The sequence below is a fragment of the Paenibacillus sp. CAU 1782 genome (assembly GCF_054551715.1).
Genome location: NZ_JBTOLL010000023.1, coordinates 1 through 13,190, shown reverse-complemented (window position 1 = coordinate 13,190; position 13,190 = coordinate 1). Strand labels below are relative to the sequence as shown.

General features: G+C 41.4%; 7 protein-coding genes. All 7 read left to right on the top strand.

All coding sequences use genetic code 11. The features are described 5' to 3' along the window. The first annotated feature begins 3 nt into the window (after window positions 1-3). Entirely contained in the window at window positions 4-432 is a 429-nt protein-coding gene (locus tag ACX93W_RS25070) for a very short patch repair endonuclease (RefSeq protein WP_459395108.1), read from the top strand. Continuing rightward, on the top strand, window positions 417-1,634 hold the full coding sequence (locus tag ACX93W_RS25065; protein WP_459395107.1) for a DNA cytosine methyltransferase: 1,218 nt from the start codon (window positions 417-419) through the stop codon (window positions 1,632-1,634). The genes ACX93W_RS25070 and ACX93W_RS25065 overlap by 16 nt, the downstream gene beginning before the upstream one ends. Further along, a complete protein-coding gene (locus ACX93W_RS25060) occupies window positions 1,627-2,568 on the top strand; it encodes a DUF4928 family protein (RefSeq protein ID WP_459395106.1) in 942 nt (313 codons plus the stop codon). Before ACX93W_RS25065 ends, ACX93W_RS25060 begins: the two co-directional genes overlap by 8 nt. A 310-nt stretch (window positions 2,569-2,878) precedes the next feature. Next, window positions 2,879-5,506 (top strand): DrmE family protein, encoded by a 2,628-nt coding sequence (locus ACX93W_RS25055; protein ID WP_459395105.1) that lies wholly within the window; start codon window positions 2,879-2,881, stop codon window positions 5,504-5,506. Between the two features lie 19 nt (window positions 5,507-5,525). After that, window positions 5,526-9,188 (top strand): helicase-related protein, encoded by a 3,663-nt coding sequence (locus tag ACX93W_RS25050; RefSeq protein WP_459395104.1) that lies wholly within the window; start codon window positions 5,526-5,528, stop codon window positions 9,186-9,188. Then, on the top strand, window positions 9,185-11,137 hold the full coding sequence (gene drmB / locus ACX93W_RS25045; protein ID WP_459395103.1) for a DrmB family protein: 1,953 nt from the start codon (window positions 9,185-9,187) through the stop codon (window positions 11,135-11,137). The genes ACX93W_RS25050 and drmB overlap by 4 nt, the downstream gene beginning before the upstream one ends. A 14-nt stretch (window positions 11,138-11,151) precedes the next feature. Then, on the top strand, window positions 11,152-12,588 hold the full coding sequence (vsr, locus tag ACX93W_RS25040) for a DNA mismatch endonuclease Vsr (protein WP_459395102.1): 1,437 nt from the start codon (window positions 11,152-11,154) through the stop codon (window positions 12,586-12,588). Window positions 12,589-13,190 lie beyond the last annotated feature (602 nt).

The following is a 13,190-nucleotide window of genomic DNA, read 5'->3' as shown; positions in this document are numbered from 1 at the left end:
CTCATGACAGATTCTTTTGAAAAAGAGAAACGCAGCGAGATTATGAAGGCGGTTCGATCAAGCGGTAGCAAATTGGAGAAAAAGCTTGCTCAAGAATTATGGAGAAACGGCATTCGTTATCGAAAAAATGTCAAGGATCTCAAAGGCAAGCCTGATTTTGCAATTAAGAGATATAAGACTGTTATTTTTGTGGATTCCTGTTTCTGGCACGGTTGCAAGGAACACTGCAGGATTCCGCAGAGCAATAGGGACTATTGGACCTCAAAAATTAATCGGAACAAGGAACGCGATCAGGAGACCACCCAATTTTATGAAAATGAAAATTGGACTGTCATTCGGGTATGGGAACATGAGATGAAGACTAATTTTAGGGAAACGTCAGAGCGTGTTCTGGCTTTAGTAAAGGAGCAAATAAAATGGCATCTCAAGTAAAGCTGAATTACTATGAGTTTTTTGCTGGCGTTGGGATGGCTAGAAAAGGATTGGACAAGGATTGGCGCTGCATATGGGCGAATGATTTCGATGTAAAAAAGGCTGAGACCTATGTAAGAAACTATGGCAGCGACGAGTTGGTCGTTGAAGACATCGCTCGTATTAGACACAATGATTTGCCTGAAGGCGCTGTGTTGGCCTGGGCGTCCTTCCCTTGTCAGGATCTGTCGTTAGCCGGAAACGGCGGAGGAATTACCGCCGGCAGAAGCGGAACGTTCTGGGCGTTTTGGAACCTTATGAAGGACATGGCCGCTCAAAACGGGCGTCCCCCAATGATTGTTTTGGAAAATGTAATCGGTTTGTTAAAGCCGGAAAACTTTATCGCTTTATGCGAAGCGCTCGCTTCGCTAGGTCTTCAATTTGGCGCGCTTGTTATGGACGCCAAGCGATTTTTGCCGCAATCAAGACCAAGAGTTTTTGTAGTCGCTGTGGATATTGGGATCGATTGTAGCGAATTTTATTCTGAGCATGGCTCAGCAAGCAAATGGACAAACGAATCTGTATTTAATGCCTTTAGCGCGTTGCCTAAATCTTTGCAAGCCAAATGGAGATGGTGGAATCTTCCTGACCATATGAGCGATGTCATAAGCGTAGACCAGATTATTGAGGAAGAGCCCGTCGGGGTAGAATGGAACTCAGATGAAGAAACTGAGCGGATGCTTGCGATGATGACAGAGATGAATCGCCGCAAAGTCAATGAGTGCCTACGTCTCAATAAACGCTCTATTGGTTTCTTATACAAGCGTACGCGAAACGGTCAGCAACGAGCGGAAGTGCGTTTCGACGGCATTGCAGGTTGCCTGCGAACTCCTAAAGGAGGTTCTAGTCGACAGAGCGTGATGATTGTGGAAAACGGAGAAGTTCGCACGCGTTTGCTTTCTCCGAGAGAATTGGCGAGATTAATGGGTATGCCGGAACAATTTGTGTTGCCAAATGAGTATAACGCTGCCTATATGGCCATGGGGGACGGGGTTGCTGTTCCTTGCGTCTCTTGGTTGTCTGATCATTTGTTGACGCCGTTGGCTAAAAAGATTGCGCTGATGGAACCCTCCCATCATTGTGATGTTTCCGAAACGATCGAAATCCATTTAAAAAATGCAGAGGATTTGGCTAAAAGATGGGGGAGCGCAGTCAATGCATGAAGCCTTGGAGCAGAAGTCGATGGATATTCTAAAACAATGGTATGAAAACGAAGAGCCGGAACGATACGTGGTATGCGCGGGTCTGGCTGTGTTGGAGATTGCCAGAGACGCGTTTCCGCTTCAGCAATCGGACTACATAACAGCCAAAAATCAAGTAAAAACGAGCGGAGCGTTAATCAAGAAAATATTGGAACGCTATGGCGAAACGAGAAAATATGCGGCAGAGGGCGGAAGAACGACAAGAGGCACGCGAACGGCCGCTGAAAAATTTGTCGCCAAACTAAACGTCGAGTTTAGCGAATTGCAGGAGTTGGACGATGCGCAGAAACATTTGATTATTGATCAGATGCAAGGTTGGCTTGTTGATCGAGTGAAAGGGTACTTTAATCGAAAACGAATCGAGGTTGAACTTTTACTTATCAAGCCGTCTTATCAAATTATCTCCGATATTTTAGCCGCGGCAGAGGAAAGGAAGCTTACCGGGGCGGTGGCGCAGCATCTGGTTGGCGCTAAACTCTCCAATCGGTTTCCTGATCTGGAGGTAGAGAATCATTCGTATACAACTGCGGATCAACAACTGGGAAGACCGGGAGACTTTCTAATCAATGACACTGTATTTCATGTGACTGTTGCGCCAATGCCCGCTGTTATTGGCAAGTGCGAAAATAATATTCGCCAAGGCTATCGTGCTATTCTACTTGTGCCCGAATCCAAGACGATGGCGGCAAAACAAATGGCGGAAACTTTGAACGTCACTCAGATCGGGATTTTCTCCATTGAGACTTTCGTCGGTCAAAACATTGAGGAAATCAGTCAATTTCGGAAAAATGAACTCACGCAAGGTTTCTTGAATTTGTTGCGCAAATATAATGAGCGGGTAGCGGCTGTAGAAACGGATCTCTCAATGCAAATTGAGATACCGGAGAATTTATAGACTGAATAGAACGAAAAGCAGAGATTCCTTCGCTGATTGGTCATAGCGGAGGTTTTTGTTATGGGCTTTATTTCAATCGAATGAGAGGAGATAGGTAAAATGAACTAAGAAATGTGTCGAAATGAGCAGGAAAATTTGGGAAGAGTGTAGAAATAATAGATAGAGAAATTAGTTAAGCATGGGGACTCCAGATGAGCAGACATGACAGAAATGGATTATTCATTAAGATATCGGACAATATGAAGAGAAGTTTGGGTAATGACAGGAAGCATGATTAAATTGGGGATGAAAGAGTATATGGGGAGAATTGATGATCGTAGGCGCAAAAGCAAGCGATTTTGTGAAGGTCATCTTGGCGGAGGGTCCAATGCCTGAAAATCCGGTACTAAACGTGATGAAGCAATGTGATATTTTGTTTGAAAATGAGTTGATCTCCAAAGGTCTTTTAATCTCTACTTTCACTGATTACATTGCGGAATTGATCGATGACGCAGAAAAAAATAGTGGAATTATTTATCATACTGGTTCATCAATATTTGATCTATTGTTAACATTATATATATCCTTGTCTTGTTTGCTTTACGACGAAACAACTCCAGAAGAATTGGTTTCTTCGCTTAATCCAGGCGACATTATTATTTACAAGGATAAAACTAGAGCCGAATTTTTAGGGCTCGATGAAAATGGTTTTGCAAGAATTCGATATGGGTCTTCAAAAGGAAAGTACTACTCACCTATCACTGCGACTGTCGCGCCCAATTTTTTTTACACAATAAAGCCGTATTATGGCGAAGCAACAGTATTGGATGGCCGAGGTGTTCGAACAGACACTGAAGCAAGAATTGATTTTTTGCAATCGGTCCTTGGACTAAGCAGAGCCAAGATAGCGGGGGTAAACAGAAGAGCGGGAATAGTAGTATGTAGTCGAAATTTTGCTGATAATTTTGTGAATAAGCTCCAAATATGTTACGAAAACAACATTATAGGCATTACCGATCTAATATCGGTATCATATTACTCTGAAAATAATGAATACCCCTATCGCGGCAATCCCGGGAAAAGCAATCCTGTTCTTAAGTTCACAAATAAGGTTTCTATTGCCAGAGATTTTGTATACGAAGATGAAGATAGACAAATTTTTGCGATTGCTGTTTTAGGAGGCCCGTTAATTAAAAACGGCGAGTCTGAATTGCCGGATTTGATTAATAAGAAGAGTCTAAAAAAGAAGCTAATGTCGTTATCAATTACTGAGGAGGGGGACTGCCTTTGTGAAACATACCCAGATGCGAGCATTTTCGCTTGCACCAAGGATATGTTATTGTCTTATTCTTTACCTGCAGACATCAGTGGTTTCCTTAATGCCGAAATGGAATCTCAGGTTACTAATATGTTAATTAGGGAAGTCATTGAGCGTAATGTGGACGAAATTATAAGTTTTAATGACTATAAAGGATTTCGCCAGAATATTTTTACTGTGCGGCATCTTGTGCAGAACGATGATTTAATAAATAGATTTGTTATGGAGAGTTATTCCTTTTTGAATTATTTAACTAATGTAACGTTTTCCTTAACTGAGATTGAGGAGGCTCGGCAAAATCAGAAGTTCGAGTGTCCATCAGTTTCAGAGAAAATGCATTTTTTAGGGAGCGTCGCTCATAAATATACTGGCAAATTATCCGAATTGATTTTGAGTATTTTTCATGTGATTAAAAAGGCTTACCAAGGTGTGAATACAGGAAACCCCAAAAAAGAGCCTTTGTTAGAAACACTTAAGAGCGCATTGCAAAATGGAACGGTGTTAATACTGGTTCCCAAATTATATCATGTTTCTATATTAAAAGCACTTTTGCCCCTGGATATAAATAATGCTGGTAATTTGCATATAAAGACAATGGCGGCTTTTAAAAATAAGGGTAATTATGATTATGTGTTATTTACTGGGTGCTTGGGAGCTAGAGGGTTTTCTATTTTTTCTACCTTTGTTGCTCCAGTCATTGAGTGCCTATTGTATCCACATGAACGTCCATTATTTACATATCAAAAAAAGATACACGAAAAAAGAGAGCATATGTTAAATATCCGGTCAGCAATAAAGTATGAAATTACAGATGAACTTATTGAAGAACAGGAGTCAGACCTGGATTTAATGAACACTCGAGAGTTAGATGATTATTTAGACGAGATCACCATACAAACTGCATTGCAATTGACATCCATTGATTCCGGAGGGGCGTCAGTTAAAGCGGATATTGTTCGTATTGCCACAACGACAGAAGGTGAATCGATCCTTTTCACCAAGTATTTTACCCCATATATATTTGACAGTAATCAAATGATGGTTACTGAGAGCTCTGTTAGAGACATTAAAGCGGGAGATATGCTTTTATTCACAAGAAATAGCGATCAAAAAAAGGATATTATTGAAGAGATCGTGAAAAGAATTGCAGATTCAAATAAACAAACCAAGGAAGCTTTTCGTAAATCGAAGCATTGGAAAGAGAGGTTGCTAGAATTTAAAGAAGTAAATAATCTTTCATTTCAAGATTTGTCAGATCTAATGAAGGAGTATGGTACGCCAAAACATGCCGTTACATTAAGGACTTGGCTCAATCCCGAGAGTAGGATTGTTGCTCCTCGAGAGGAAGACTCATTTTATCAAATAGCCCTTATTTGCGAAGATCAAGATATGCTGGCTTCTCCTGAAGCGTTCCATGAGGCGTGTAATGCTATTCGTAAGTTGCGGGTAAAAATATTAAAACTTATTGGTCAAAGCATTATTAAAAATTTTCAATCTGAATTTGATGAGACAGATTTTTTCTCAGATATCATTAGAGAAGAATTAGACAACTTATCTCAATTTGTTCAAATTGAAACAATAGTGGATGTTGCCAATGTGTTGGTTCCGGTCACTTATGCTAACCGTCCTTATGCATTATAAAACAAGGGGGAATTATTATATGGCCGCTGCAGAAATCAAAAAACAAATTTACACTGCGCGTAATCGGATGATTGAAGAATTTCGTAAAGAACTGCTAGGTCCTGGATCGGAGCATTCAATACCGGATGAAGCGCATGAAATAATAACCGATTTACCAGAAGTGCGCTATTCAGTCGGGATACTATTTCCTCAGAAAGAAAAATACATGGTCGATAATAACGACAGTGCGAGGCCGAGAGAGAATAGTTTTACTGATGTTGACGATGTAGAAGATGTTGCTTTGCCGCTGGAACCAGTTTCCGATAAACATCAAGAAGTTGTCAACATTCCTGATGAAGAATCTTTAGATGAAGAAATAAATTTATCTGCACAAAATATGCCGTCTTCAATGGGGTTTACTTTTTTCGTCCATGGCAATAGCGATCATATAATTGCTAATGTCCAATTTGGCACGTATAAAAAGCCGTTATTATCCGATTGTGCCGTTTCATTTAAACTTGCTGCTGATGATAGTTATGAACTTCCAGTGCAATTCCAGCAATATGTTCAGGTTGATCGTGAAAAATTGCTATTAAAGCTTATACAGCCTTTACAAAAGAAATATGTGTATCAGATTTTCAACAGTGATGAAAACCTTACGGAAGGCGCTGCATTAAAAGAACCGCTGATTACGCTATGTAACCAGTTTGGACGAAATGGTTTTATACGAACTCCCCATGAAATAGATGTTGATATTAATTTTACTTCGTTAGATTATGTGAATGAGAGTGCTGTGGATGGTACGAGCGTTAAAATTTCTGCATTGAGGAAGCAGATTGCCCCGGAAATTTACTCCATCACAATTATGATGGTCAATGACGTTTATGGAAGCTATAATGGCACGAACTCGATTTTCCAGCCTCAAATCAAAGTTGCTGTTTCTGAAGATACTCCTTACCGATTCTGTGAGTATACACGACTTTCCAATGGACACAGTGAGGATGAAGAAGAACAATCCCTAGCTCTATTATATCGTAATAGAAAAGTGTATGGCACTGGTCATGGGACATCCGTAAGCTGGGATATCAACTGCAGCGGATTAGGCTATATCGCTACAGACTTTTTTCCGCGAATTGAAGTTCCACAAATGGACTTTGGCATTGCGAATTCCTCAGTAAACCAGAAATGTCTTTCTATGAAATATTTATCCGACCTACACCCTGCTACTGTAGGGGAAAAAGTTTCTACAATAAGAACGCTTGTCGATTCCTACTCAGAGTGGATAGATGAGTTGCTTAAAATGAGTACGGACAAGAGCCGGGTCGCAGTACGTTTTCAAGAAAAAGCGAAAGAACATATTGCCAACTGTATAGAAGCTTGTGAACGCATGAATGCAGGGTTGCGTCTTTTAGAAGAGAATTCAATGATTGCACAATCGTTTCAATTGGCGAACCGAGCAATGTTTATGCAACGTATCCATCTTAAGTTTCAAGAAAAGGATAAATATCCTGGTGATGATGAACTCCAGCAGCAAATTAAGTCGCTAGATTACTATGAAGAACGAGACTTATATGAATGGAGACCGTTTCAGCTTGCTTTTTTTCTTATGAGTATTCAATCTATTGTAAACCCTGATTGTAAAGAACGCGACATTGTAGACTTAATCTGGTTTCCTACCGGTGGCGGCAAAACGGAGGCATACTTGGGCCTAACCGCCTTTACAATCTTCTATAGACGATTGGCGTTTCCTGAAAGTGCGGGTGGGACAACGGTCATCATGCGTTATACGTTACGTCTTTTGGCCGCGCAACAATTTGTTCGCGCGGCGACATTGATATGCGCTTGCGAAGCTATTCGCAAAGACTCATTATCAAAGAAGAAATATTTGGCGTATCCACTAGGCAAGGAAGCGATTTCTATTGGATTGTGGATAGGTGGCGACCACACCCCTAACAAAAATGTAGGTTCAAAAGATTCATATGGAGCGAAAGAGCATTTGGAGAAACTACGTAATGCCAAGGACGCTTCACAAGTCCGGTATGCAAAAGACCGAAATAATAAGTTCCAGATTTTGAAATGTCCTTGGTGCGGGACAAAAATGGTTAAGGACGTAAGCCCAGAAGGTAAAGTCATCGGAGAATGGGGTTATCGGCTTAGAAATAATAAACATTTTTATCTTTGTTGTCCACAAGATGATTGTGACTACAGCTTGAAACTTCCTATTCAGGTAGTCGACGAAGAACTATACGCTTCACCGCCCACTTTACTGTTTGGTACAGTGGATAAGTTTGCTATGCTGCCGTGGAAAAACGATGTCGGATCATTTTTTGCAACCGGATTAAATAACCAAGATCGGACTCCGGAACTCATTATACAGGATGAACTGCATTTGATCTCGGGACCATTGGGTACAATGGTTGGATTATACGAAACTGTAGTAGACGCTCTGTGTTCGGCAAAAGGCGTTAAGCCGAAAATTATTACTTCGACGGCTACCATTCGTAGAGCAAAGGAGCAATGCTCAGTATTATATAATCGAGAAGTGCGTCAGTTTCCGCCATCTGGCTTAAATGCTGATGATTCATATTTTGCGCGTGAGGCAAAGATTTCTGTGGAAGAACAAAAATATGGACGTATATATATCGGTATTATGCCTGCGGGTAAGACAAAAGCTATGATGGAGATACGAGCTATTGCAGCGATTTTGCAGCGCGTAGATATGATGGAGATCCCTGATGAAGTCAAGGATAAACTATGGACATTGGCGATTTATTTTAATAGTTTAAGGGATTTGGGAAAATGTCGGACAATGATTGACGATGACGTAAAGGATTTTATTAAGAGAACAGCTTATCGCTTTGGCTTGAGCCGTGGAAGGGTGATAGGCGAAGCTTCGGAACTAACAAGTAGAATATCTACATCCGAACTGAATGAAACATTGGAAAAACTGGAACGGGTTGAATACTCTCAAAATAACATAGCCAATAGAAAATGGGCGATTCACACCTTGCTTGCCACAAACATGATTTCGGTTGGCGTGGATGTGGCTCGATTGAATGTGATGCTCATTGTGGGACAACCCAAGTTAACTAGTGAATATATACAAGCTTCTAGTCGCATAGGGCGTTCGTATCCAGGCCTGGCTATCACTCTTTACGATGGCACCAAAAGTAGAGATCGTTCACACTATGAGCAATTCAAATCTTACCACGAGTCTTTTTATCGTTTTGTAGAGCCGACAGGAGCTACCCCTTTCTCTAAACCTGCCCGTGATCGAGCGTTACATGCGGTTATTGTATCTATGGTGAGGCATTTATACGGACTTTCAAACGATCAAGATGCAGCAATGTTTAATCCAGAGTATTTGAAAGACGATTTAGAAAAAATACGCGCCTACATTCTTGAGCGGGTGGATAAAATTAACACTCGAACATGGGGAGAACTTGAAGACGATAAGAATGAAATTGAATCGCGTATTAATGAAGTTGTCTCGGAATGGCATGAGCGTGTCAAAATTGCTGGAGGACAAAATTTTTATTATGGCGACCGCTTCATGATGAAGTCTCCCGCTAGTGATCAAAAGAGACTATTAAAGGTATTCGGAACATCTGCAAGCGATCCGGCTTACGAGACAATGACCTCGATGCGAAATGTAGATCAGAGTATTGCTGCAAATATATTGGTTTGGGAGGATGAACTATGAGCCATATGCTTTCTCCTAAAGACAGAATTGTTTTTGCCAATCCATCAGAGCGGATTAAGTATAACGTTCGGAGTTCTCAAGCTATTCTTCAATATGGAGTGGGCGCTATGGTTGATTTTCCGGACCAGACGTTGATGACGGCTGCCCCTGAGTATTGGGCTGATAAAGTTATTCGAATTTATGATGAGCGTCTCCAGCGAGCCCTTGGAGTAGATTATCTAGGCATGCCAGGCGGTAGTGATGAACCGCAATTTCGTGAGGGAATTTCTTATGTCAGATTCCCCCAATGGTATTTTTGTCCAAAATGCCGGCGATTTCAACCCATCAAAGACTGGTATAAGGAATACAAAAGAAAGTCTTCAAGTAAACAATTAGATCGCGATCCTTATATGAAAACGCCGCGTTGCTCTGAATGTCCGCAAGATCTTGTTGTCGCGCGTATTGTTGTAGTGTGTGAGCACGGTCATATAGATGACTTTCCTTGGGTAAGGTGGACGCATCGCAGAAGACATGGCGGCCCTAAAAAGGTTTGCGATAATCCACAACTTACTTTAAGTACAGGAACAACAGCTACTGCAGGTTTAGAGGGTATCAGCTTAAAATGTACTAATTGCGAGGCAAGAGCAACGCTATATGAGGCTTTTGATGCTACAATTTTTGCCCGTTTAGATGAACGGGATGGAGCAGATGATTTTTTATGTAGTGGAAACCAACCGTGGAAGCACCATTCAGTTATATGCGGAACACATCCTCGTGCCATGCAAAGAGGCGCTTCATCGGTATATTTCCCTAAAACCGTGAGTTCTTTAGTAATACCGCCATATTCGGATCAATTGAACAATTCCATAGAAAAAAGTGCTGCTTATTCGGATTGTCAAATCAAAATCGCGGGCTATAAAGAAGAAGGCTCTTCCGATGAAGAAATTAATGAACGCATAAAAAGACAGTTAGATAGGTGGGCTAGTAACATTTCGTTACAAATCTTAGCTCCAACTGAAATCATCAAACCTATTATAGAGCGGAAACTTACACTTCATTCCCAAGCAGGTGATTTAAAGTATCAAACGGACAGCGTAAAATACCGCGCAGAAGAGTTTGATGCGCTTACTGGTATCGTGTCAAAGCCAAGTCTGGATACAGACGATTTTGTTCGGAAGGGTATGGATATTAAAAAGTATCAAATCCCTGGATTAAAAAGCGTATCTCTCATTCATAAGATTCGAGAAGTGCGCGCGCTTACAGGTTTTACACGGATTAATCCTTCCGATTCCTCGGATACGGGAGAGAATACTTCCGGTTTTGTGGCTGTAAAAGAACCAGAAACTCCTTGGTATCCCGCTTATGAAGTGCGCGGAGAGGGGATATTTATAGAGTTTGACAAAAAAGCGCTTGATGATTGGACAGAGACTCAGCCAACTATACAAAAAAGGGGGCGTGAGATAAACGGTAACTACTCATCAACGTTTAAAGGCGAATTGATTTCAAGAGTTATATCGCCGCAATTTGTTTTTTTGCATACACTGGCGCATGTTCTGATCCGCCAGCTTAGTTTTGAGTGCGGCTATAACGTTGCGTCTTTACGTGAGCGGATTTATTGTGCGTCAGAAGAAGAAGGAAAAGAAATGGCTGGTATATTCATCTATACCGCTTCTGGTGATTCAGAAGGAACTTTAGGCGGCTTGGTTCGCCAAGGGAGACCGGATGCGTTGCCTAAGGTATTCAAGAAGGCTGTTGAAGGATGCGTGATATGTTCAAATGACCCTGTCTGCATTTGTACAGAGCAAGGGCAGGGACGCGATGCTCTGAATATGGCTGCTTGTCACGCATGCTCGCTTTTGCCAGAGACAAGTTGTGAAGAGTTTAATGTTTTACTTGACCGTGCGATGTTAATCGGTACGTTTGATCACAAGAATATTGGATTTTATAGTGAATGGATTTCTAAAGGGTGACTGGGTGATGATTAGTGTTAGATTACACGGCAGTTGATTTGTTTTGCGGCTGTGGAGGCATGACGGAAGGGCTTCGACAAGCAGGATTTAACGTAATTGCGGGGATCGAACTGGACGATAATGCTGCTTTAGCTTATGAAATGAATCACAAAGATACTTCATATTTATTTCACGATGACATTCGTAACGTCTCTACTAATGATATAGTTAAGCTTTTAAAGGGGGGGCCTTTACATCTTTTAGCAGCATGTCCTCCGTGCCAAGGGTTTTCTTCCATGAGGAGAAAAAACAAAAAAGGGGCAATTAGTGATCCGCGAAACAAACTGATTCATGAGTTTTATCGCTTTGTTGAAGAACTGCGCCCCGTAACGATCATGCTTGAAAACGTTCCAGCACTTATAGAGTATGATGATTTCAAACAAGTGGCAAGAAAGCTAAAGCGATTAGGGTATGAAATAGATTATAAGGTTGTCAACGTTGCGAAATATGGTGTGCCTCAGCGAAGAAAACGTTTGGTGATGCTTGGTTCATTAATCGGTAGCGTGCAGATAAAACCTGGAAAAAGTCACTTAGTAACTGTGCGGACAACTATACAGAACTTAGAGGATCCAGTTACAACAAGCGACCCGGTTCATAGAATTTATCCAAAACATACTGATAAAGTGCAAAGACAAATTGAGCTTACTCCACATGACGGAGGAAGTAGAAGCGATCTGCCAGATGAGTACACCTTAGAATGTCATAAACAACCTGGTATTGGCTTCAAGGATGTGTATGGACGTTTGCGCTGGGACGATGTCTCATCAACGATAACGGGAGGGTGTCTTAATCCATCTAAGGGGCGGTTTTTGCATCCGAAGGAAAACAGAACAATAACAGCAAGAGAAGCAGCATTGCTCCAAACCTTTCCGATAAATTATATGTTCCCATTGAATATTTCAAGAGGCGCGCTCGCGTTGATGATTGGAAATGCTTTGCCGCCAGAGTTCTGTAAACAGCAAGCTTTATGTATTAAAGAACATTTAGATGGAATCTTTATGCCAAATCTTTCTAGCGAAGAAAAACGATCTCAGATTATGCGAACTGCGAGATATAAAGGTGCAAAACCAGAGCTATTTGTCCGTGTGTTGCTATGCAAACTCGGATACAATCGATATCGCTTTTCTACTTCTGATTTAAATTGTTCACCTGATATCGTATATCCGATTTTGAAAAGGGCGATTTTCATTAATGGATGTTTTTGGCATGGACATGATTGCCCTTGGGGATCTTTACCCTTACGAAACTATGAGTTTTGGCAAGAAAAGTTAGCTAACAATAGAATGAGTGATAGCGACAGTTATGATGAGTTACAATTAAAGGGTTGGAGATATCTTGTTATTTGGCAGTGTGAGTTTGAAAAGAAGAATGTAGACGCGCTCAAAGAGCGATTACTGAATTTTATGAATTGAATCAAACAGTGGAAGGAGAGGGAGGCACGTACCCTTTTGACTTAATTAATAATTGTAAGCGTCAAATAAGGACTAGCTGGTAAGTTGTTAACTCCAGGAGATGCTTATATTAGACGAGGGAATGCAAATAGCCTCAATTCCATAGTGAATCGGGGCTATTTGCAATTGTTTCTATGAATTCGGCGGTTTCGCAGCTCCGCGGGCAAGGGTGGAGACCATAGTAATAACGCATCCAGCGCTTGAACGTCCTTCGAACTGAGCAACTGTGGCAGTTGCTCCAGCACGTAGCGCAGGTACTCGTAGGGCTATAGTCCGTTTTCCTTTCCCGTCTCGATCAGACATTATGTGAGGGCGCTGACCTTCGCTCACTTGGACGTATGGAAAACTACCTAGTTTTTTCGACCAATCACAAAAGGCTTGATCGCTCGTCGCTCCGGTTGTTGTCTAACTCCAGCCGCCCGTCCTTCACAAATACCGTATGGAGTTGTCAATAAAAGTGCAGTTTGAAAACACACTCATACAGAAATCCCGTTACTAGGCTGCTTGTGATAGCACTCTTTCGCGATAAATAGCTGGGGGCCAGCCCCCTGGATTAGAGGTAT

Excerpts from the sequence above, each read along its gene's own strand:
- ACX93W_RS25055 (WP_459395105.1), top strand. The coding sequence starts at position 2,879 with ATGATCGTAGGCGCAAAAGCAAGCGATTTTGTGAAGGTCATCTTGGCG.
- drmB (WP_459395103.1), top strand. The coding sequence starts at position 9,185 with ATGAGCCATATGCTTTCTCCTAAAGACAGAATTGTTTTTGCCAATCCA.
- ACX93W_RS25050 (WP_459395104.1), top strand. The coding sequence starts at position 5,526 with ATGGCCGCTGCAGAAATCAAAAAACAAATTTACACTGCGCGTAATCGG.
- ACX93W_RS25070 (WP_459395108.1), top strand. The coding sequence starts at position 4 with ATGACAGATTCTTTTGAAAAAGAGAAACGCAGCGAGATTATGAAGGCG.
- ACX93W_RS25060 (WP_459395106.1), top strand. The coding sequence starts at position 1,627 with ATGCATGAAGCCTTGGAGCAGAAGTCGATGGATATTCTAAAACAATGG.
- ACX93W_RS25065 (WP_459395107.1), top strand. The coding sequence starts at position 417 with ATGGCATCTCAAGTAAAGCTGAATTACTATGAGTTTTTTGCTGGCGTT.